Source organism: Oceanicola granulosus HTCC2516 (assembly GCF_000153305.1).
In the GTDB taxonomy this organism is placed as follows: domain Bacteria; phylum Pseudomonadota; class Alphaproteobacteria; order Rhodobacterales; family Rhodobacteraceae; genus Oceanicola; species Oceanicola granulosus.
The window spans coordinates 174,752-195,654 of the sequence record NZ_CH724107.1 but is presented as its reverse complement, the minus strand read 5'-3'; the positions used below and the strand labels follow the sequence as shown (position 1 = coordinate 195,654).

Annotated in this window: 19 protein-coding genes; 7 read left to right on the top strand and 12 right to left on the bottom strand. The window is 71.5% G+C overall.

Annotated features, from left to right (window positions below):
• Position 1: 1 nt before the first annotated feature.
• From OG2516_RS00920 to OG2516_RS18810, 6 genes are all read right to left on the bottom strand, one after another.
• Positions 2–931, bottom strand: coding sequence for a dihydrodipicolinate synthase family protein (locus OG2516_RS00920; RefSeq protein WP_007253704.1), 930 nt, complete (start codon positions 929–931; stop codon positions 2–4).
• A 23-nt stretch (positions 932–954) separates the two neighbouring features.
• Positions 955–1,968 carry an ABC transporter ATP-binding protein gene (locus OG2516_RS00915; protein WP_007253703.1) on the bottom strand — a complete coding sequence of 338 codons (1,014 nt, stop codon included), beginning with the start codon at positions 1,966–1,968 and terminating at the stop codon, positions 955–957.
• On the bottom strand, positions 1,955–2,986 hold the full coding sequence (locus OG2516_RS00910; RefSeq protein WP_007253702.1) for an ABC transporter ATP-binding protein: 1,032 nt from the start codon (positions 2,984–2,986) through the stop codon (positions 1,955–1,957). Before OG2516_RS00910 ends, OG2516_RS00915 begins: the two co-directional genes overlap by 14 nt.
• A gap of 4 nt (positions 2,987–2,990) precedes the next feature.
• On the bottom strand, positions 2,991–3,953 hold the full coding sequence (locus OG2516_RS00905) for an ABC transporter permease (RefSeq protein ID WP_007253701.1): 963 nt from the start codon (positions 3,951–3,953) through the stop codon (positions 2,991–2,993).
• Positions 3,954–3,958: 5 nt separating this feature from the next.
• Entirely contained in the window at positions 3,959–4,921 is a 963-nt protein-coding gene (locus OG2516_RS00900; RefSeq protein ID WP_007253700.1) for an ABC transporter permease, read from the bottom strand.
• A gap of 84 nt (positions 4,922–5,005) precedes the next feature.
• The gene (locus tag OG2516_RS18810; RefSeq protein ID WP_007253699.1) at positions 5,006–6,628 is read right to left on the bottom strand and encodes an ABC transporter substrate-binding protein; all 1,623 of its coding nucleotides are present in this window, start codon (positions 6,626–6,628) and stop codon (positions 5,006–5,008) included.
• 287 nt (positions 6,629–6,915) lie between these two features.
• On the opposite strand from OG2516_RS18810, the gene OG2516_RS00890 reads away from it, so the two are divergent.
• The 6 genes from OG2516_RS00890 to OG2516_RS00865 are packed head-to-tail and all read left to right on the top strand — an operon-like array spanning position 6,916 to position 12,602.
• On the top strand, positions 6,916–7,950 hold the full coding sequence (locus OG2516_RS00890) for a Gfo/Idh/MocA family protein (protein WP_007253698.1): 1,035 nt from the start codon (positions 6,916–6,918) through the stop codon (positions 7,948–7,950).
• Positions 7,947–8,732 (top strand): SDR family NAD(P)-dependent oxidoreductase, encoded by a 786-nt coding sequence (locus OG2516_RS00885; RefSeq protein ID WP_007253697.1) that lies wholly within the window; start codon positions 7,947–7,949, stop codon positions 8,730–8,732. Before OG2516_RS00890 ends, OG2516_RS00885 begins: the two co-directional genes overlap by 4 nt.
• The gene (locus OG2516_RS00880; protein WP_007253696.1) at positions 8,726–9,709 is read left to right on the top strand and encodes a Gfo/Idh/MocA family oxidoreductase; all 984 of its coding nucleotides are present in this window, start codon (positions 8,726–8,728) and stop codon (positions 9,707–9,709) included. The genes OG2516_RS00885 and OG2516_RS00880 overlap by 7 nt, the downstream gene beginning before the upstream one ends.
• Positions 9,706–10,494 carry an SDR family NAD(P)-dependent oxidoreductase gene (locus OG2516_RS00875; RefSeq protein ID WP_007253695.1) on the top strand — a complete coding sequence of 263 codons (789 nt, stop codon included), beginning with the start codon at positions 9,706–9,708 and terminating at the stop codon, positions 10,492–10,494. Before OG2516_RS00880 ends, OG2516_RS00875 begins: the two co-directional genes overlap by 4 nt.
• Positions 10,495–10,512: 18 nt before the next feature.
• Positions 10,513–11,322: an HpcH/HpaI aldolase family protein gene (locus OG2516_RS00870; protein WP_007253694.1), complete on the top strand. Its 810-nt coding sequence runs from the start codon at positions 10,513–10,515 to the stop codon at positions 11,320–11,322.
• Entirely contained in the window at positions 11,322–12,602 is a 1,281-nt protein-coding gene (locus OG2516_RS00865; RefSeq protein ID WP_007253693.1) for an amino acid deaminase, read from the top strand. Before OG2516_RS00870 ends, OG2516_RS00865 begins: the two co-directional genes overlap by 1 nt.
• Before the next feature lie 10 nt (positions 12,603–12,612).
• Here the strand turns inward: OG2516_RS00865 and OG2516_RS00860 are convergent, their stop codons facing one another.
• From OG2516_RS00860 to OG2516_RS00850, 3 genes are read right to left on the bottom strand one after another with little or no spacing between them, the layout of a single operon-like run.
• Positions 12,613–13,011, bottom strand: a complete 399-nt coding sequence (locus OG2516_RS00860; RefSeq protein ID WP_007253692.1) for a RidA family protein — start codon at positions 13,009–13,011, stop codon at positions 12,613–12,615.
• 26 nt (positions 13,012–13,037) lie between these two features.
• Positions 13,038–14,027: a GntR family transcriptional regulator gene (locus OG2516_RS00855; protein WP_156799254.1), complete on the bottom strand. Its 990-nt coding sequence runs from the start codon at positions 14,025–14,027 to the stop codon at positions 13,038–13,040.
• The gene (locus OG2516_RS00850) at positions 14,024–14,800 is read right to left on the bottom strand and encodes an SDR family NAD(P)-dependent oxidoreductase (protein WP_007253690.1); all 777 of its coding nucleotides are present in this window, start codon (positions 14,798–14,800) and stop codon (positions 14,024–14,026) included. Before OG2516_RS00850 ends, OG2516_RS00855 begins: the two co-directional genes overlap by 4 nt.
• A 45-nt stretch (positions 14,801–14,845) precedes the next feature.
• On the opposite strand from OG2516_RS00850, the gene OG2516_RS00845 reads away from it, so the two are divergent.
• Positions 14,846–16,021, top strand: a complete 1,176-nt coding sequence (locus OG2516_RS00845; RefSeq protein WP_007253689.1) for an N-acetylglucosamine-6-phosphate deacetylase — start codon at positions 14,846–14,848, stop codon at positions 16,019–16,021.
• On the opposite strand, the gene OG2516_RS00840 is transcribed toward OG2516_RS00845, so the two are convergent.
• From OG2516_RS00840 to OG2516_RS00830, 3 genes are read right to left on the bottom strand one after another with little or no spacing between them, the layout of a single operon-like run.
• Entirely contained in the window at positions 16,018–18,258 is a 2,241-nt protein-coding gene (locus OG2516_RS00840) for an MFS transporter (protein ID WP_007253688.1), read from the bottom strand. The genes OG2516_RS00845 and OG2516_RS00840 overlap by 4 nt on opposite strands.
• The gene (locus OG2516_RS00835) at positions 18,255–19,349 is read right to left on the bottom strand and encodes a sialidase family protein (protein ID WP_007253687.1); all 1,095 of its coding nucleotides are present in this window, start codon (positions 19,347–19,349) and stop codon (positions 18,255–18,257) included. The genes OG2516_RS00840 and OG2516_RS00835 overlap by 4 nt, the downstream gene beginning before the upstream one ends.
• Before the next feature lie 4 nt (positions 19,350–19,353).
• Positions 19,354–20,868 carry a M81 family metallopeptidase gene (locus OG2516_RS00830; RefSeq protein WP_007253686.1) on the bottom strand — a complete coding sequence of 505 codons (1,515 nt, stop codon included), beginning with the start codon at positions 20,866–20,868 and terminating at the stop codon, positions 19,354–19,356.
• Positions 20,869–20,903 lie beyond the last annotated feature (35 nt).

Below are 20,903 nucleotides of genomic sequence, written 5' to 3'. Positions count from 1 at the left end.
GTCAGAGCGCGTCCAGGAAGTCGACGCCGGTGAGCCCCTCGGCGTCGCGCAGGGCCCGGAAGGCGTCCTTGAGCGCGGCTTCCTGCTCGGGCGTCTCGTAATTCTCGAACGGCGCGCGGCAATAGCCCGCGTCGGCCCCCTGCCAGCCCATGATCCGCTTCACGGCGGCCATCGGGTACTGGCGCAGGGTGAAGAAGATGATCTTGTTGGCCTTCGCCTGCAGCGCCTGCGCCTCCTCGAGCCGGCCCTCGGCCATCGCGGCGACGAGCTCGGCGTAGAGGCCGGGGACGATGTTGTAGAACGAGCCGATCAGGCCGTCTGCACCGAAGGCGAGGCCCGAGAGCGCCATTTCGTCGGCGCCCGAGAAGATGCGGAAGCCGGTGCCGAACTGCTGGCGGATCTGCATGATCTCGAAGTGGGTGGGCGCGGTGTACTTGATGCCCGAGACCCCCTCGATGCCGGCGAGCCGCTCGATCAGGTCGAAGCCCAGCGCTCCGGCGAGGGGAATCTTGTAGACCACCATCGGCAGCGCCGTGCTGCGGGTGACGTCGGTGTAGTAGGACAGGATCTGCTCGGGGGTGAACGGCCAGTAGATCGGCGGCACCGACGAGATCGCGTCGGCCCCCGCGCCCTCGGCATGGGTGGCGAGATCGACCGTCTGGTAGGTGCTGATCGCGCCGACATGGACCATCACCGGCACCGACCCCGCGACCTCGTCGAGCACCGTCTCCACCATCTGCTTGCGCTCGTCGGGGCTCATCATGAAGCCCTCGCCGGTGCTGCCGGTGAGGTAGAAGCAGTCGACGCCCTGCCCGAGCAGGTGGCGGGTGATGGCGCGGGCGCGGGTGAGGTCGAGCGCGCCCTCGAGTGTGAAGGGGGTGACGAGCGCGGGGATGACGCCCTTGAAGTCCGCGATGCCGAAACGGGCCATGATGGTCTTTCCGTGAGGGGCGGTCAGTCCGCCGGGGGTTGGTCGATCAGGTGGCAGGCCGCGAGGTGCTCGCCGCCCGCCGCGGTTCGGTAGGGCCGCAGGGCGGGGACGTCGGTGCGGCAGACGTCCTGGGCGTAGCGGCAGCGCGGGTGGAACGGGCAGCCCGAGGGCGGGTTGACCGGGCTCGGCACGTCGCCCTCGAGCACGATGCGCTCCGACTTGCGGTCGAGGTCGGCGACGGGGATCGCCGAGAGCAGCGCCTCGGTGTAGGGGTGCAGGGTGTTGGCGAACAGCTCCTCGGCGTCGCACAGTTCGACGATCCGGCCGAGATACATCACCGCGATGCGGTCGCAGAGATACTCGGTGACGCTGAGGTCGTGGGTGATGAAGACGTAGGTGAGCTGCTTCTCGCGCTTGAGGTCCATCAGCAGCTGCAGCACCTGCGCCTGGATCGACACGTCGAGCGCGCTCACCGCCTCGTCGCAGACGATCAGCTCGGGCTCGATCGACAGCGCCCGCGCGATGCCGATCCGCTGGCGCTGGCCGCCGGAGAATTCGTGCGGGTAACGGTCCATCGCCTCGCGGCGCATGTTGACCGCCTCGAGCAGGTCGCCGACGATCTTGCGCCGCTCGGCGCGGCTCCTGACGCCGTAATGGCGCAGCGGATCCTCGAGCGAGCCGAAGATGGTGTAGGCCGGATTGAGCGAGGAATGCGGGTCCTGGAAGACGATCTGCAGCCGCTTGCGGAACGGGAACAGCCCGGCGTCGTCGAGGGTGGTCAACTCGGTCTCGCCGGCGTCGCCGTGATAGGTGACGCTGCCGCCGGTGGCGCGCACGAGCTGCAGGATCGCCTTGCCGAGCGTGGTCTTGCCGCAGCCCGACTCGCCGACGAGGCCGAGCACCTCGCCCTTGTAGACGTCGAGGTCGACGCCATCGACGGCGCGGACGTGGTCCTTGGTGCGCTTGAAGACGCCGCCCTTGATCGGGAAGTGCACGTGCACGTCGCGCAGGCGCAGGATCGGCTCACTCGGCTGCATCGGCCATGAACTCCCTGTGGCGCCAGCAGCGGACGCGGTGGCTGGAGGAGACCTGGGTCTCGGGGGGCATCTCGGCGCAGGCGTCGACGCGGTAGCGGCAGCGCTCGGCGAACTGGCAGCCCGTGGGCCGGTCGTAGGGGTCCGGGGTCTGGCCGGGGATCGCGCGGATCTGCTGGTTCTTGCCGCGTCCGAGCACGGGGATGCTCTCGAGCAGCGCGCGGGTATAGGGGTGCAGCGGGTTGCGCAGTACCTGCCCCACCGGCCCGGCCTCGACGATCTGGCCCATGTACATCACCGCCACGTCGTCGGCGAGCTCGGCGACCACGCCCATGTCGTGGGTGATCAGCATGATCGCGGTGCCCTGCTCGCGCTTGAGCGTGTCCATCAGCTCGAAGATCTGGGCCTGGATGGTGACGTCGAGCGCGGTGGTCGGCTCGTCGGCGATCAGGATGCGCGGATCGCACGACATCGCGATGGCGATCATCGCCCGCTGCCGCATACCGCCCGAATAAAGATGGGGATATTCGCGCACCCGCTTCTCGGGTAGCGGGATGCCCATCGAGCGCAGCAGGTCGATCGCCTTGGCGTGGCGGGCGCGCTTGCCGAGGCGGGTGTGGTAGAGCAGCATCTCCTTGATCTGGAAGCCGATCGAGTAGACCGGATTGAGCGCCGTCATCGGGTCCTGGAAGATCATCGCGATCTCCTTGCCCCGGATCGCGCGCATCCGCCGGCCGTTCCTCTTGAGCCGCTCGATGTTCACCGGCCCCTCGGCGCCGTGGTAGACGATCTCGCCCTCCTCGATGCGGCTGAGCTCGGGCAGCAGCTGCAGGATCGAGGCGGCGGTGACGCTCTTGCCGCAGCCCGACTCGCCGACGATGCACAGCGTCTTGCCGCGGTGGATGTCGAACGAGACGCCGTCGAGGGCGCGGTTGCAGCGGTTGTTGGCGTAGATGTAGGTCTTGAGGTCGCGCACGCTGAGCGCGAGCTCCGGGTCGGGGCCGGGGGTGCGATCGGTCATCCGCCTATCCCTGCTGCGAGGGGTCGGTGGCGTCGCGCAGCCCGTCCCCGATGAAGTTGACGCTCAGCACGAAGAGCGAGATCGTCGCGCCAACCGGCAGCCAAACCCACCAGGCGTTCTCCAGCAGCCGCAGGTCCTGCGCGGCGTTGAGGATGTTGCCCCAGGTCGGCACCGACATCGGCACCCCGAGCCCGAGGAAGCTCAGGCCCGCCTCCTGCAGGATGAAGGCGGCGGTGGAGAGGGTGATGTTGACCATGATCGGCCCGAGCGCATTGGGCAGCATGTGCTTGTAGGCGATCCGCGCCGGCCCGAGCCCGAAGCTGCGCAGCGCCTGCACGTACTCCTCCTCGCGGATCGACAGCATTCGGGCGCGCGCCATCCGGTAGATGCCGCCCCAGCCGGTGAGGGTGAAGATCACGATCAGGTTGAGCAGCGACTGGCCGAGGATCGCCACCAGCAGCAGCACCAGGATGATCTGCGGGAACGACATGAAGATCTCGCTGATCCGCATCGCCACCCAGTCGAGCCAGCCGCCCACGTAGCCGGAATAGACCCCGATCACGACGCCGATCAGCGCCGAGAGCAGCGCGCTGCCGAGGCCGACGAGGATCGACACCCGGCCGCCGTAGAGGACGCGGGCGAAGATGTCGCGGCCGGTGCGGTCGGTGCCGAACCAGTGCTCGGCGCTCGGCGGGTCGAGCATCGCGCGCAGATTGGGCGACTTCGGGTCGTGCTGGGCGATCAGCGGCGCCGCGAGGCTGAGCAGGATGATCGAGGCGAAGATCACCAGGCCGACCACGGCGAGGCGGTTGTTGAGGAACTTGCTCAGGAAGCGGCCGCCGCGCAGCTTGGTGCCCTGCCGCGCCGCCTCGCGGTCGCGGATGCGGTCGAACTGGGCGTCGCGCCGGGTGCGCGGCCGGGGCGGGCTGCGCACCGCGTCGCCGGGGTTGAGGGGGACGTCGCTCATCTGTCTCAATCCCCCAGCCTTACGCGCGGGTCGATCAGCGCCGTCAGGATGTCGACGATCAGGCTCGCCAGCAGCACCGCCATCACCGAGAACAGCGCCACCATCATCACCAGCGGGTAATCCTGCGAGCGCACTGCCGAGAGGAACTCCTTGCCGATGCCCGGCCACTGGAACACCTGCTCGATGATCACCGAGCCGCCGATCAGCACCGGCAGGCGGAAGCCGATCAGCACGATCACCGGGGTCAGGGCCACGCGGAAGCCGTGCAGCAGGTTGACCCGCCATTCCGGCATCCCCTTGGAGCGCGCGGTGCGGATGAAGTCGCGGCTCAGCGCGTCGAGCATCGACGAGCGCGCGTAGCGCATGACGCCGGCGGTCATCATGATCGAAAGCACCAGCGCGGGCATGATCAGGTGGGGCAGCCGGTCCCAGAAGCTGTCGTAGCCCGGCAGCGTGCGCCCGCCCACCGGCAGCCAGCCGAGGTTGAGCGCGAAGACGAGGATGGCCACGAGGCCAAAGAAGAATTCGGGAATCGACACGCCGAGCATCCCGACCACGGTGAGCGCCTGGTCGGCGAAGGTGCCGCGGGTGAGCGCGCTGATGGTGCCGAGGATGCTGCCGAGGATCGTCGAGATCACCAGCGCCGCGCAGGACAGCTCGAGCGTGGCGGGGAGGCGGTCGAGGAAGATCTTGGAGATCTGCACGCCGCCGGCGAGGCTGTAGCCGAAATCGCCCTGCAGCACCCCGGTGATCCAGATCCAGTAGCGCACGAGGAACGGCTTGCCGAGGCCCAGCGATTCGCGCAGCTCGTCGAGCCGCTCGGGGTCCATCGTGCCGATCACGTCGGGCGGGATCATGTGCGAGACCGCGTCGCCCGGCGTCAGATCCAGCCCCAGGTAGATCAGGAAGCTGATGGCGATGGCCATCGGGATCAGCGTCAGCAGGCGGCGGGCGATGTAGGTGAGCATGGTGTCCCGGTCTTGAGAGCCGTGTGGCCGGGCCGCACGACGGCGTGTGCCGCGCGGCCCGGTTCGTCGGTCAGCCCGTCCGCGTCAGTCGCGCGGGAACTGGTTGATCCAGAACATCCGCGTGTAGGGGATGTTCACCGGGTAGACGTTCATGTGCTCCATCTCCTCGAGCGCGGGCACGTCGACCGGGTTCTTGGTGTAGCCGAAGTCGGCCCGGTTCGCCGCGGCGTTGCGGATCAGGTTGGCGTCGCCGTCGGCCGAGGGCAGCGCGATGATCTGGTCGATCTTCGCCACGCCGCGGTGGTAGTCCTCGAACGGCACGAGCGTGGTGAACTCGTTCATCCGGGCTTCCTCGATCTTGAAGGGGCCCGAGCCGATCGGGAACTGCCAGAACTCGTGCTGCTGGATCTGCAGCGGGTCCACCCCCTCGAAGTGCGCCATCGGCAGCGGCGCGAACTGGCTGAAGCTGAGCAGCACGTTCGGGTCGAGCTCGGCGAAGCGCACGGTGACGGTGTTGCCGTCGATGCCGATCCCCGACATCTCGTCGGCCTCGCCGTCGGCGACGGCCTGGCCGCCCTCGATGCGCAGCAGCGTCGCCATCACCAGCGGCTGGGTGATCGGCACCTGCGCCGCGGTCTCAAGGCTCCACTTCACGTCCTCGGCGGTGAGCGGCGCGCCGTCGTGCCAGGTCAGCCCGTCCTTGAGCGTGAAGCTGAAGGTCAGCCCGTCCTCGCTCAGCTCGTAGCTCTCGGCGAGCTCGCCGCCGATCGGCGTCAGCGTCGGGTCGCCCTCGAGGATGGTGTCGAAGACGTACTTGTTGTGGATCCAGATGCCGAGGTTCTGCCAGGGCAGCTCGAAGAACTGTTGCGGCGCGGCGTTGGTGTAGGCGACGTGCTCGCCGTCCTCGTTGGGCTCCACCGTCCAGTCGATGATGCCGTTGTTGTAGCTGTATTGCTCGTTGCCGTAGGGATGGCCGTTGCGGTCGATCCGGTCGCTCTCGAAGATGTAGAGCTGCTGGTAGTAGAGCGGCAGGATGTAGACGTTCTCGTTGATGATGCCTTCCATCTGCCGGTAGCCGTCGCGCTGCACCTCGGGATCGGCGCTGGCGTTGACCTGCGCCACCAGGGGCAGCATCTCCGGCACCGTCGGCACGGTCGGCATCTGCCCCTCGGCGAAGCGGTTGAAGTATTCCTGCGGCGCCAGCGCGGCGCGGGCCCCGTAGAGCAGGTCCCAGTCGACGACGGCGGGGCCGTTCACCGGGTCTTCCGGCACGCCGCTGATCTGCGCGCCGACATCGCCCTCGAGCAGCCGGTACTCCATCTGGACGCCGACGTCGGCGAGCATCGCCTGCACCACCGCCATGAAGTCGGCGGTCTGCTGGTCGGGGTAGTAATAGACCATGTCGAGCACGCGGCTGCCGTCCCAGCCGGCCTCGGCGAGCAGCTCGCGCGCCCGCTCGGGATCATAGCCGTGGGCCTCCATGCCCTCGGGGTAGTTGCCCGGATCGGAGGTGAGGCCGGTGGCGGGGATCGCGGCGCCCTCGAACAGGGTCTCGGCGATGGTGTCCATGTCGATGGCCAGAGCGATTGCCTTGCGCACGCGCGGATCGGACAGCTGGTTGTCGTTGATGGCCTGGGCCGTCGCGACGGTGGCGAGCGGCGCGGCGGCGAGCACGGCGGCTGCGCCCAGTCGGAATAGCGTGTTCATCTTGTCTCCCTTGGTTCGGTTCCTGGTCGGATCGCCGGTTGCCCCGGACTTGCCGTTGTCGCGCCCACGCGCGCCCTGACCCGACGCCCCGGTCTGCTGCCGGAGTTGCCCACCGTTCGGGAGCCGGAGCTCCGAAGCCGGTCGTTGACAGGCCAAGATATCATATTAACATGACAACATCCTATTCAGCGACCTGTCAAGCGCGCTGTCCACTTCTCCCGGCCCTCGCGGACCCGCGCCTGCCCTGCGGGCGCACCGCGGCCGGCGTACGCACACGGAGGCGCAAGATGTCGGGTCGGCAACGCAAGGTGGTCATCATCGGCACCGGCGGCATCGGCCGCCGCCACATCCGCGGCTACCTCGCCACCGGCCGCGCGGCGCTGACGGTCGTGGAGCCGCACGCGGCGCGGCGCGCGGCGGTGGTCGAGGAGTTCGCCCCGGCCGGGGCGGCGGCGCGGCTCGAGGACGTCGACCTCGCCGCCCACGACCTCGCGGTGATCTGCACGCCGGGCCACCTGCACCTGCCGATGATCCACGCCTGCGCCGAGGCGCGCCTGCCGTTCCTCGTGGAAAAGCCGCTGGCGGTGACGCTCGAGGGGGTCGACGAGGCCATCGCCGCCGTCGAGCGCGCCGGGATCCTCGCCCGCGTCGGCTTCATCCGCCGCATCGCGCCCGAGGTGCAGGCGCTGCGCCGGCAGATCGCCGACGGGCGCATCGGCGCCCTCAAGCTCGTCTACGTCAACGCCAGCCAGAACTTCCCGCTCTACCGCCCCGACTATCGCGAGACCTACTATTCGCGCCCCGAGATGGGCGGCGGCGCGATCCTCGACGCGGCCAGCCACAGCTTCGATCTGCTGATCTCGCTGCTCGGCGAGCCGGTGACGGTGAGCGCGATGTACGACAGGATGGTGCTCGAGGGCAGCGAGACCGAGGACACCTGCCTGATCTCGATCCGCTTCGCGAGCGGCGCGATGGCGAACCTGACGATCAACCAGTTCCAGCGCCGCAACGTCGCCTGCTCGGAGTTCATCGGCACCGGGGGCAACCTGCAGCTCGACCACGCCACGCTGTCGTTCGCCGACGACGACAGCGGCCACTGGAGCCAGTCGCGCGACTTCATGGAGGGGATGGTGCCGATGCAGGCCCACCAGGCGCGCTTCACGATCCAGGCCGACACCATGCTCGACGCGCTCGACGGCCGCCCGGACCCGCTCGCCACCCTGCCCGAGGCGCGCACCAACCTGGCCCTGGCGCTCGCGGCGAAGCGGTCGTGGCAGGAGCGGCGGTTCATCGACCTGGCCGGACGGGAGGCGGCGGCATGAGCGGGCTGCTCTCGATGGAGGGGCGGACGGTGCTGGTCGCGGGGGGCGCGGGCTATCTCGGGCTGCCGGTCTGCCAGGCGATCCGGGCGGAGGGCGGGCACGTCGCCATCGCCGACATCCACGCCGGACGGCTCGCCGAGGCGGCGGAGACGCTGCGCGCAGGCCCCGGCACGGGCCGGGTCGAGACGCTGGCGCTCGACATGGGCGACGAGGGCTCCATCCTCGCCTGCGTCGCGCAAGCGGCGGCGCTGTCCGGGCGGCTCGACGGGCTGGTGCTCGCGACGGCCGGGTCGAGCAACAAGCCCTTCGACGAGATCACCGCCGCCGACTTCGAGCGCACCGCGCGGATCAACCTCGCCGGCACCTTCCTGATCGCGCGCGCCGCCGCCGCGCACATGGCGGCGGGCGCGTCGATGGTGTTCTACGGCTCGATGTACGGGATCGTCTCGCCCGACCCGGCGAACTACCCCGGCGACATGCCCCCCAACCCCGTCGACTACGGCGCGACCAAGGCCGGCGTCGGCCAGATGGCGCGCACGATGGCCAGCCACTTCGCGCCGCGCGGCATCCGCGTCAACGCCATCGCCCCCGGGCCCTTCCCGCCCGAGGCGGTGCAGACGGCCCATCCCGACTTCATCGCCAACCTCGCCCGCGACTGCATGCTCGGCCGCATGGGCCGGCGCGACGAGACCGCCGGGCCGGCGCTGTTCCTGCTTTCGGACGCGGCGAGCTACGTGACCGGGCAGGTGCTCTCGGTGGACGGGGGCTGGAGCGCATGGTGACCTTCCCGCTCGGCGACGACCGCCCGCTGCGGCTGGCGATGCTCGGCATGACCGAGGGCAACGGCCACCCGTATTCCTGGAGCATCATCCTCAACGGCCACTACGACCCGGACGCCCTCGCCGACTGCCCCTACGCGGTGATCCGCTCCTACATCGCCCGCCAGCCCGTCGAGACGCTGGGCATCCCCGGCGTCGAGGTCACGCATGTCTGCTGCGACGATCCCGCGGACGCCGAGCAGGTCGCGCGCGTGGCCCGGATCGCCAACGTGGTGAGCCGCCCCGAGGACGTCATCGGCCAGGTCGACGCGGTGATCGTGGCCACCGACATCGGCGGCGAGCACGTCGCCCGCGCGCGCCCCTTCGTGGAGGCCGGGCTGCCGGTGTTCATCGACAAGCCGCTCTGCGACAGCCGCGACGACCTGCGCCGGTTCTCGCGCTGGATCGACGCGGGCCGGCCGATCCTGAGCTCGTCGGCGATGCGCTACGCCAAGGAGTTCGCGCCCTACCACCGGGCGACGCACGAGTTCGGCCGGTTGCGGCACGTCTCGATGACGATGGCGAAGTCGTGGGAGACCTACGGTATCCACGCGCTGGAGGCGATAATGCCGATCACCGGGCCCGGCTTCGAGACGATCCGCAACACCGGCGACGGCGCGCGCAACATCCTCCACCTGCGCCACCGCGACGGGATCGACGTGACGCTCGCGGTGATCCGCGATCTCTCCGGGGGCGCGGGGCTGCTGACGCTTGCGGGGACGGAGGGCGGCGTGCAATTGCGCTCGCACGACACCTACCACGCCTTCGCCGCCCAGCTGCGCGCGGCGATGGCGTGGATGCGCAGCGGCGTGGCGCCGGTGCCGTGGGCGGAGACGCGCGAGTTGATGCAGCTCGTCATCGGCGGCATCGAGAGCCGCGCGCGGGGCGGCGCCGAGATCGCGCTGGCGGATATCGCGGCGGACACGGGAGCGGACGGATGAGCGACGTGATGGAGTGCCTGTCGCTGGCGGGCAAGGTGGCGCTGGTGACGGGCGGGGCCGGGCTCTACGGGCGCCAGATCGTCGCCGCGCTCGCCGAGGCGGGGGCGCGCACCTACATCGCCTCGCGCGGGCTGGCGGCGCTCGAGGCGGTGGCCGACGAGGAGCGCGCGCGCGGCCACGACGTCCGCCCCCTGCCCCTCGACCTCTCCGACGAGGCGTCCATCGACGCCACCGTCGCGCGCGTCGCCGCGGAGTCGGGCGGCTGCGACATCCTCGTCAACAACGCCGTCACCCGCGAGCCCGACGCCGTCTGGGGCGGGCCGATGGCGGCCTACGACCGCTCGCTCAGGATCAACGCTTCGGCGCTGTTCTACCTCACCCACGCGGTGACGGAGGGGATGAAGCGGCGCGGCGGCGGCTCGGTGGTCAACATCGGCTCGATGATGGGCAGCGTCGGCGTCGAGCCGGCGAACTACGCGGGGACCGACATGCACGCCCGCCCCTCCCCCGCCTATTTCTACGAGAAGGGCGGGATGCAGAACTTCACCCGCTGGGCGGCGTCGATCTTCGGTCCCGACGGGATCCGGGTCAACACCGTCTCCCCCGGCGGCTTCCTCGCCGGCCAGCCCGCGCCCTTCGTCGCGGCCTACTCGGCGCGCACCCAGCTCGGGCGGATGGCCAACGACACCGATCTGAAGGGGGTCGTCGTCTTCCTCGCCTCCGACGCCTCCGCCTACATCACCGGCGCCAACATTCCCGTCGACGGCGGCTACACCGCGAAATGACAACCAAGGATCCCTGACATGACCGACAGCCCCTACGCCGCCCGCGAAAGCGGCCCCGTCGCGATGCGGCCCAGCCGCGTGCTCGAGCGCATCCGCGCCGGCAAGGTCGCGCGCAGCCTGAAGATGAACACCGTCGATCCGCGCGCGGTGGAGATCTTCGCCAGCGCCGGGCCGGACGTGATCTGGCTCTGCATGGAGCATGTCGGCGCCGGCTGGACCGAGCTCGAGCACCAGATCCGCGCCGCCCGGCTCTACGGCGTCGACACCGCGATCCGGGTCTCGCGCGGCAGCTACAGCGACTACGTGCGCGGGCTCGAGCTCGACGCGAGCGGGCTGATCGTGCCGCACGTGATGGGCGCCGAGGATGCCCGCGAGGTGCGCGACATGACCAAGTTCGCCCCGCTCGGCCGCCGGGCCGTCGACGGCGGCAACGCCGACGCCCGCTTCACCCGCGTCGCGCTGGCCGACTACATGGCGCAGGCCAACAGCGAACGCTTCGTGCTGCACCAGATCGAGGACCCGGAGGGGCTCGACCAGATCGAGAGGATCGCCTCGATCGACGGTGTCGACGGGCTGCTGTTCGGGCCGGGCGACTACTCGATCCGCCTCGGCATCCCCGGCCAGATCGACCACGAGGAGGTGGAGGCCGCCCGCGTGGCCGTGGCGAAGGTCGCGCGCAAGCACGGCAAGATCGCCGCCACCGTCTGCAGCCAGGCCGACGTCGCGCGCCACGCGGACCTCGGCTACAACTTCCTCAACGTCGGCGCCGACGTGCTGGCGCTGAGCCGCTACGCCGACGCGGCCGTGGAGGCGTTCGGAGACCTGTGATGAAGCTCGACGACCTGCGCCGCACGATGCTCGACGGCCGCACCAAGGGCGTGCCCGGCACCGCCGCGCCGTTCCCGCTCGAGGAGATCGGCCGGCAGGGCTGGAACGTGCTCGCCGAGGACCTGCCGCTGCCGTTGATGCTGCTCAGGCGCAGTCACCTCGACCACAACGCCGCCACCTTCGGCGCCTGGCTCGCCGAGCGCGGCCTGTCCTTCGCGCCGCACGGCAAGACGACGATGGCGCCGCAGATCTTCGCCGAGCAGCTGCGCGACGGGGCCTGGGCGCTGACGGCGGCGACGGTGCAGCAGGCGCTGGTGATGCACCGCTTCGGGGTGCGCCGGATCATCATCGCCAACCAGGTGGTGGGCCGCGCGAACGTCGCGGCGGTGGCGGCGATGCTCGAGGCGGACGCGGCGCTGGAGCTGTTCTGCTTCGTCGATTCGCCCGCGCATCTCGCCAACTTCGTCGGCCACCTCGCGGCGGCAGGCGCGCCCCGCCCTGTGGGGCTGCTGCTAGAGGTCGGCGTGGTTGGCGGGCGCACCGGCGTGCGCACCCGCGACGCGGCGCTGACGCTCGCCGACGCCATCGCGCAGGCCGACCCGGCGCTGGTGCGTTTCGCGGGAGTGTCGGCGTTCGAGGGCGTCGTCCCCGGCCTCGCCGAGAGCGACGCGCCGGTGCGGGCCTTCGCGCAAACGGTCGTGGACATCGCCGCCGCCCTGCCCCCGGCGCTGCTCGCGGGGCTCGACGAAGTCATCCTCACCGGCGGCGGCTCGGCCCATTTCGACCTGATCGCCGAGCGCTTCGCGACGCTAAAACTGCCGCTCCCGGTGCGGGTCGTGCTGCGCAGCGGCTGCTACGTGACCAACGATTCGGGCGCCTACGTCGCCGCGCAGGAGGCCGCCCGGCGCGATCCGGCGCGGGCGTGGTCGGGGCAGCTGAAGCCGGCGCTGGAGGTGTGGTCCTACGTGCAGTCGCGCCCCGAGCCCGGGCTCGCGCTCCTGACGATGGGCAAGCGCGACGTGCCGCACGACGCCGGGCTGCCGGTGCCGCTGGCGCGCTTCCGCCCCGGCGCGGGCTGGCGCGACGTCGGCGAGGCGGAGATCTTCGCCACCAACGACCAGCACGCCTTCGTGCGCCTGCCGGAATCCTCCAACTGGCAGGTCGGGGACATGATCGCCTCGGGCATCTCGCACCCCTGCACCGCGTTCGACAAGTGGCGCTTCCTGCCGGTGGTCGACGACGCCTACGACGTCGTCGACGGGGTGCTCACCTTCTTCTGACGTCGCCGCTTCAGTCGCGCTGCGCCTGCTGGCGGGTCAGCGGGGCGTAGGCCACGGCGTCGAGCTCGTACTTCAGCAGCGTGCCGAGCACGCCCGAGATGGTCGAGCGGGTGGGCAGCGGGTCCTTGAAGTACTCGGGGTAGATGCGGTTGTGCTCGGCGCCGTCGTCGGGGCTGCCGAGGTAGCACTTGACGTTGATCACGTGGTCGAGCGTCAGCCCCTCCGCCTCGAGGATCACCTGCAGGTTCTCGATCGAGCGGCGCATCTCCTCCTCGAAGGTGCCGTTGATGATGCGCCCGTCCTCGCGGTCCACCGAGGCTTGGCCGGAGACGTAGACGAAGTCGCCCGCGCGGATGGCGGGGCTGAAGGGGAGCGTCGAGCGGGCGCCCTTGTCGATGATCTTGAGCACGTGCGTCAGTCCTTTCGGTCGGGGTGTCAGGGTTCGAAGCGGGCGGGGAAGCCGTGCACCGCGCCGCGCGCCTTGCGGTTGGCGAGGTTGGCGTAGACCTTGGGAACGATGTCCTCCATCCACTCGTCGGAGCGCACGACGAAGCCCGGCGCGGCGTTGTCGATGCCGTAGGAGAAGATCCGCACGCCGGGAGCGTGGTCGCGGATCAGCGCCTTCCAGTCGCGGTGCATGTAGCCGAGCACCACGTCGGGAGCGTGCGCCTGCAGGGCCTCGAGCAACGGCGCGGTCCGCTCGGGCTCGCGCTCCTGGTTGACCTTGATCACCTCGAGCACGCAATCCGGCCCGCACTCCTCGCGCGCCTTCACGATCGCGTCGCGCCGCCGCTTCTGCTCGTTCGAGGCGATCTCGCTGTCGAGGTAGAGCACCTTGCGCGGCCCGTCGAAGCTGCGGAACATCTCGCGGAAGGCGTCGTCGTAGTCGAGCCGGTAGGAGTGGACCTTGGGGTGCACGAGGGTCTGGTCGATGACGCTGACCTGCGTGGCGGCGGTGTCGAGGAAGTCGAGCCTCGTCTCGCCGGTGATCGAGGTGAGCAGCACCACGTCGAGCGCCTCCCACACCGCCATCGGCATCTTCGCGTTGGTGAAGCTGCCGAGGATGAACTCGTGCCCGTCCGACACCACCGCCTTCTCGAGCGCCACCACCAGGCGGGTGTAGAAGTCGTTGTCGAAGATGCCGCCGCCGACCACGTCGCGGTTGTAGAAGAACCCGACCCGGTGGTGCGCCTCCGTCCAGGGCGCGCGCACGAGGAACGAGCCCTTGCCGACCTGGCGGCGGATGATGCCGTCGGCCTCGAGGTCCTTGAGCGTCTTGACGATGGTGATCAGCGAGAAGTCGCAGAACCGCGCGATCTCGTTCTGGCTCTCGATCCGGTCGCCCACCTGCAGCCCGTCGGCCTTCCAGCGGTGCAGCAGCAGCTCGCGCAGGCGGAGGTGGCGGGGGGCGAGCTGGGTGTTCACGCGGGGCTCCACGACATCTGCTGGGCGAGGATGCCGCCGTCGACATAGAGCATCTGGCCGGTGATGTAGGCGGCGTCGTCGGAGGCGAGGAAGCGGACCGCGCCGCCGATGTCGTCGGGCTGGCCGAGCCGGCCGGCGGGGATCTGGGACGTCACCCGCGCGCGTACGCCGGGGCGGTCGAGGCCGGCCTGGGTGAGCGGGGTCTCGACGAGGCCGGGGCCGACGCCGTTCACTCGGATGCCGCGCTCGGCGAGGCTGACGGCGAGGGAGCGCACCAGCATCAGCACCGCGCCCTTGGAGGCGTCGTAGGCGACGCTGTCCTTCTCGGCGGCGAGCGAGTTGGTGGAGCCGATCAGCACGATGCTCGCGCCCGGGCGGGCCTGCTCGGCGAAGGCCTGGGCGCAGTAGAGGTAGCCCTTGACGTTGAGGTCGAAGGTGCGGTCGAGGGCGTCGGCGTCGAGCTGGTCGAGGGGCGTGTCGAAGAAGCCGCCGGCGTTGCAGACGAGCGTGTCGAGGCCGCCGCCGAGCCGCTCCGCCGCGCCGGCGATCAGGGCGCGGCAGCCGTCGCGGGTGGCGAGGTCGGCGCGGACGTAGTGGGCCTCGGCCTGCCCCGACAGCTGCGCCAGCGCGCCGCCGTCGTCGGGGATGTGCGCGTTCAGCACCAGCCGCGCGCCGGAGCGGGCGAAGGCGCGGGCGATGCCGAGCCCGATCCCCTGCGTGGAGCCGGTGACGCAGACGCGGCGGCCGGCGTGGGCGCTGTCCTGTTGCGGCATTTGATTGACCTGTTAAAATGATAACATGGTAATAGTGGCATCCCCATGAGTGTCAATCAACGCTGGCGCAACGTCACGAGCGTCACCCCCGGCGGGCTCGACCCGCGCGACCTGCTGATCGAGGGCGCACGCATCGCCGGCTTCCTCCCGCGCGACGCGCCGACGGGGAGCGACTGGCAGGTGATCGACGGGGGCGGCGCGGTGCTGTTTCCCGGCATGATCGACCTGCTTCAGCACGGCATGTTCCGCCACCTCTACGGCGACGCGGAGCCGGGGGCGGTGGCGGCGGCGTCGGAATTCCTGCTCTCGACCGGGTGCACCGGGTTCCTGCCGTCGTTCGGCTGCACCCCGACGCCGCGCATGGTGGAGGTGCTCGCGGCGCTCGCCGCACAGTGCGACGAGGCGTGCGCCGCGCGTGCACTGGGCGTGCACAGCGAAGGGCCGTGCTTCGCGCTCGCGGGGGCGCACAACCCCGACAACCTCGCGAGGCCGGGCGCGGAGCTGGCGCGGACGATGTGCGAGGCCGCCGGCGGGCGGCTCGCGGCGGTGACGCTCGCGCCCGAGCTGCCCGGGGCGGAGGCGTTCGTGCGCGCGCTGAAGGCGGAGGGGGTGTCGGTCCATCTCGGCCATTCCGCCGCCGCGCCCCACGACGTGCCGCGCTATGTCGGCTGGGGGATCGACGCGGTCACCCACATGTTCAACGTGATGCCGCCCCTGCCCTACGACGGCATGGGCCTGCACCCCTACTCGCTCCCCGACGCCCTGCTCGCCGAGCGCGACCTGCCGCTGGGGCTGATCTGCGACGGCATCCACACCGACCCCGGCTTCGTGCGCCTGCTCGCGCAGCTGCCCGCGCACCGGGTGTTCCTCGAGACCGACGCGATGAAGTTCGCCGGGGCGGAGGACACCTCGTTCGAGTTCTACCCGGGCTACCGGGTCCACAGCCGCAAGGGCCACGCGGTGCGCGACGACAGGGGCGGGCTCTGCGGCTCGTCGCTGACGCCCGAAGAGGCGATGCTCAACTTCCTGCGCCTCGGCGAGACCGACCTCGTGCGCGCGGCCCACGCCACCAGCCTCGTGCCGGCGCGGGTGCTGGGGCGCGAGGCCGACCTCGGCAGCCTGCGGCGCGGGCGGCTGGCGGATTTCGCGGTGCTCGACCCGGTGACGCACGCGGTGCGGGCGACGGTCGTGGGCGGGCGGGAGCTCTACCGGGCGGATTAGGGCCTCAGGTGGCGCTGGACGGCGACGAGCAGCAGCACCACCAGGGCGGGCTGCGGCGCGGGCGCGTGGGCGGCGCGGTCGAGGACGGCGAGCAGCGCCGCGTCGGCGGACCGGGCGAGCAGCGGGCGCAGATCGAGCAGGCAGGCGCGCGCGGCGGCCGGGTCGGCGACGTCTTCGTCGGCGGCGAAGCGCGCCAGCCGCTTCGCCTGCGCCTCGCCGCCCGGAAGCGCGCGCACCGCGTGGGAGAGGCGCAGGAACTGGCCCGCGAGCGCGACGCCCCGGCCCCGCTCCTCGAGCCGCAGGATCTGCGCGAACGCCTTCTCGCAGCGCAGGATCTTGGCGACCGCCAGCAGCACCACCTTGGCCCGGCCCTCGTCGAGCGGCGGGCCGCCGGGCGCGCCGAGGCAGAGATCCATCAGCGCCGCGACGCTATCGCCGTCGCCGAGCTTGCCCAGCGCCGAGGCGGCGGCGAGGCGGCAGTCGGGCGCGGGATCGCTCGCCAGCATCGCGCGCATCCGCGGCAGGCTTTCGACGTGGCGCAGATCGCCCAGGCTGCGCAGGGCGCGGGCGCGCATCAGCGGCGAGGCATCCTCGAGCGCCGCCGCGATCAGCGGGGCGCAGTCGGGCGCGGGCAGCCGGCCGAGCGCCTCGATCGCGGCGTAGCGCAGCTCGGCGGGGCTGTCGCCCTCGAGCAGCCCGCGCAGCGCCCGCACCACGTCGGGATGCGCGCCAAGCCGCCCGAGCGCGCGCACCGCCTCGTGGCGCACGTCGAAGCTCGGATCGCGCACCGCCTCGATCAGCTCTTCCTTGGCCAGCAGGCTGCCGCTGAAGCCGAAGCCGAAGGCCAGCTCGCGCCGCCGCTGCTCGGAGGTGCGCCGCTCGTAGCGGTTGATCCCCCAGAGCGCGCGCAGCGGGCTGCCGGTGGCGAAGTGGCCGACGAAGTCGCGCACCGTCGTCGCCCCGTCCTCGCGCAACGTCGCGAAGCACCAGGCGGAGACGAGCGTCACCAGCGCCGCGAGCAGGAACAGTGCCTCGAAGTTGCCGAAGGTCAGGCCCAGCGCCTCGATCCGGCGCGGGCCGATCCAGGTGAGCAGGAAGCCGGCGGCGAAGGTGACGACGCCGGCGACCACGCCGTCGACCGCGTAGTGCAGCACGGTGTAGCTCTCCTTCGAGGACGGCGGCACGACGTTGAGCATGTAGACGTTGGCGACGGCGATGGAGGACTGAAACAGGAAGCCGACGGCGAAGAACACCGCCGCCACGAGCGGCACCATCGGCCCGAACCGCCCGCCCGCGAGCGCCAGCGCCACCAGCAGCGCCACCTGCCCCGCCTGCAGCGCGACGCGGATCGCGCGGGTGCCGTAGCGGTCGACGAACCAGCCCGCCGCGAGCGTCCCCGCCGCCGCGCCGACGGGGATGAAGGCGGCCATGAACACCAGCGTGCCCGAGCTGAGGCCGACGCGCTGGCGGAAATAGAGCAGCAGGAACAGCGCGATGGCCGTCATCACCAGGTTCTGCAGCGCCGAGGCGACGAGGAAGACGACGTAGTTGCGATCGCGCAGCGGCTCGCCGAAGTCGCGGTAGCCGCGCGTCCGGGCGGCGACGGGGGCCGGCGCGCCGCCGCGCAGGCCGAACAGCATCAGCGCACCGGCGATGCCCACCGCGATGCCGACGCCGAAGATCGGGTAGAACCGCGTCAGCCCCTCGCTCGCGTCGAGCCACATCCGCGTCGCCCACGACACGATCAGCGCCACCGGCAGGTAGACCAGCGCCATCCGCCCCGCGATCCGCCCGCGCACGGCGCGGGGCATGAACTCCTGGCTCCACGGCACCAGCGCCGCCTCGGCGAGGCTGCGGCAGATCGCGAAGCCCAGCATCGCGACGGCGAGGATGGCGAAGGCGGTGTCGGGGCGGGCGGCGAAGAGCGGCGCGGCGAAGAACAGCGTCAGGAACAGATAGCGCGCGGCGAGCGCGGTGCCGGCCATGCGGCGGCTGCCGAAGCGGGTGATCATCGGCAGCGTCAGCACGCCGAGCGCCTGGAAGGCGGGCATCATCCCCGCCAGCAGGCCGATCCGGTCTTCCGCCAGCCCCAGCTCGGCGGCGAACATCGCCATCGGCGCGCCGATGGTGCAGATCACCGCCGTGCCCGTCAGCAGCGTCGAGAGGTAGAAGAAGGGCAGCCGGCGCAGCTTGTCGTAGTCGCTCTGCGCCCGCGCCGGCCCCTCCGCGCCGCTCATCCCGGCTCCGGCAGGCCGATGGGCCAGCTCTTGATGACGTGCTGGCCGTCCTCGACCATCCAGCAGCAGGCGAGCGCCTCGCGGGGCGACAGCCGCAGCAGGCCCGGCTGGCCGAAGCGCAGGCTGGCGAACTGGCCGACGATGCCGCCGCCGCTGTGCGCCGCCCGGTCCGCGCCGCCGAACAGCGCCAGTTCGGAGAGCACCTCGACCGCGTCCGCGCCCGCGCCGGCGCGCATCTCGCGCAGCACCAGCCCCGCCGGGGCCTCGCGATGGGCGTGGATGGCGAGGAGGCGGTCGTGCGTGAGCGACATCAGGTTCGACGCCTGCGCGCGGATGCCGGTGGCGAGCGGCGGCGCGAAGCTGTGGCCGTCGTCGTCGGAGAGGCACAGCTGGACGTCGAGGTTGGCCTGCGCGGCGAGGTCGTAGGCCCAGACCTGCACCGCGATGCGCCCGTCGCCCATGCGGCAGAGCCGGCATTCCCACGGCGCGACATGCCCGCCGGCGAAGAACACCGACCGGCGCGACCAGCTCGTGCCGCCGTCGCGGCTCTCGATCAGCCAGCCCTCCTGCCCTTCGGGGCGCAGGTGGAACGGCGCGCCCGCCGCGAGGAGCGTGCCGTCGTCGAGCGCGATGGCCGGGCCGGAGAGCTCGAGCGCGGCGCCGTCGACGGAGAAGGCGTGCGGCTCCGACCAGGTGTGGCCGCCGTCGTGCGAGATGGCGGCGCGGTTGCGCATGGGCAGCAGCTCCTGCGTCACCGGGTCGGCGATGGGGGTGAGGTCGTCGGGGCGTTCGAAGACGTAGCCCGTCGCCAGCAGCCGCCCGTCGGGCAGCAGCACCGGCTTGAAGCTCTCGGACTCCGCCCGCTCGGCGGCGTGCATCCGCACCGGCTCCGACCAGCTGCGCCCGCCGTCGCGGCTGCGGCAGACATGGGCGCGCATGTCGGCGGCGTCGAAGGCCTGGCCGATGGAGAACATCGCGAGGATGTCGCCGCCGGGCAGCGCCACGAGGCCGGGGAACGCGGCCTGCCGGCTGACCAGGAGCGGCGCCGGGTTGGCGTAGATCGTGCCGCTCTCGCCCGCCGTGAGCGCCATCGGCCTACCCCGCCCGGCTGCCGTCGAGGGCGATGCGCTTGCCCGCGAGCTTGCGATAGGGGAGCCGGGTGAGGTTGCTGGTGCAGAGCCCGGCGCTGTCGACGTTGAAGGAGGCGCGCGCGATCGGGTCGTAGGCGGCGCGGTGCGAGACGGCGGCCTTGACGATGACGAGGTCGGCCTCCTCGGGGCGGATGCCCTGGGAATGGAGGTGGCCGAGGTCCATCGGCGCGGTCTTGTAGGTGGTCAGCAGGATCTCGGCCTGGCCCGTGCGCACCACCGCGCTGTCGCCCATCTCGATGCGGGTGCCGCGCATCGAGGCGAGGTGGGAGTGCGGGTTCTCGAGCTCGAACACCCCGTCGCTCAGGTGCACCACCTCGCCCTCGATCTCGACGGGAGCGCCGTGGTGGCCATCGGTCTTGCCGCCGACCGCCAGCCGCACCCGCGCCCCCTGCCCCGCCGCCTTGCACTCGGCGACGGCCTCCGGGTCGGCGAGGGCGGCGACGATGCCGGTGCGGCCGGTGGCGAGCAGCGGGCCGAGGATGTCGGTGGCGTCGCCCGGCGCGCCGCCGCCGATGTTGTCGGCCGCCTCGACCAGCAGCACCGGCCCCTCCCCCGGCGGCAGCGCGTCGACGCGGGCGAGCACCGCGTCGAGCGTCTCCTCCTGCGGGTAGCCCGCCGCGAGGTGCGCCTCGAGGACGCCCTCCAGGGTGTCGAGGTGGCGCTCGCCCCGCGCCGCATCGCCGGTGGTGAAGAGGTTCAGGCTGAACCCGCAATCGGCGATGTCGGCGTAGGCGTAGCCCGCCATGACGTTGACGACGCGCACGTCCGGGTCCGTCGCCTCGATCTCGCGCGCCGCCGCCAGCACCTCGCGCATCGGCGACGAGGCCGAGCCGACGCCGGTGGGGGGCAGCACGTGGGGCGTCGGGCGGTGCAGGCCGCGCAGCTTGGTGGGCGCGCGCATCAGTTCGTCGAGCAGTTCGGCGGCGCGCACCGCCGTGTCGCGCGCGTCGGCGTGGGGGTTCTCGCGGTAGGCGACGAGGGCGGTGGCGTTCTCGACCATCCCGCGCGAGACGTTGGCGTGGAGGTCGAGCACCGCCACCACCGGCACGTCGCCCCGCCCCGCCTGCCGCAGTTCGGCGCGCAGCCGCGCCAGCAGGACACCCTCGACGTCGTCGCGGTCCTCGCTGACCATCGCGCCGTGCAGGATCAGGCAGATGCCGTCGAGCGCCCCCGCACGGGCCGCGAGGTCGGCGAAGAAGCGGTCGTCGAAGCGCGCCACCGCCGCCGCCTCGACCAGCCCGGCGGGATCGGCGGCCATGTGGATCGACGGGATCACCTTCCAGCCGCGCGCCTGCGCCACGCTCAGCGCGCCGTCCATCGGCGAGCCGTTGCCCGCCAGCCGCGCGATCAGCTCCGGCCCCTCGACAAGCACCGAGCGCTCGAAGGCGTCGAGCCCGGTGCGGGCGGCGAGGAAGCTGTGGGTTTCGTGGAACAGGCCGGCGACGAGAACGGTGGGCATACAGGGACAACCTCGCACGAGGGCCCCAGTGTGGG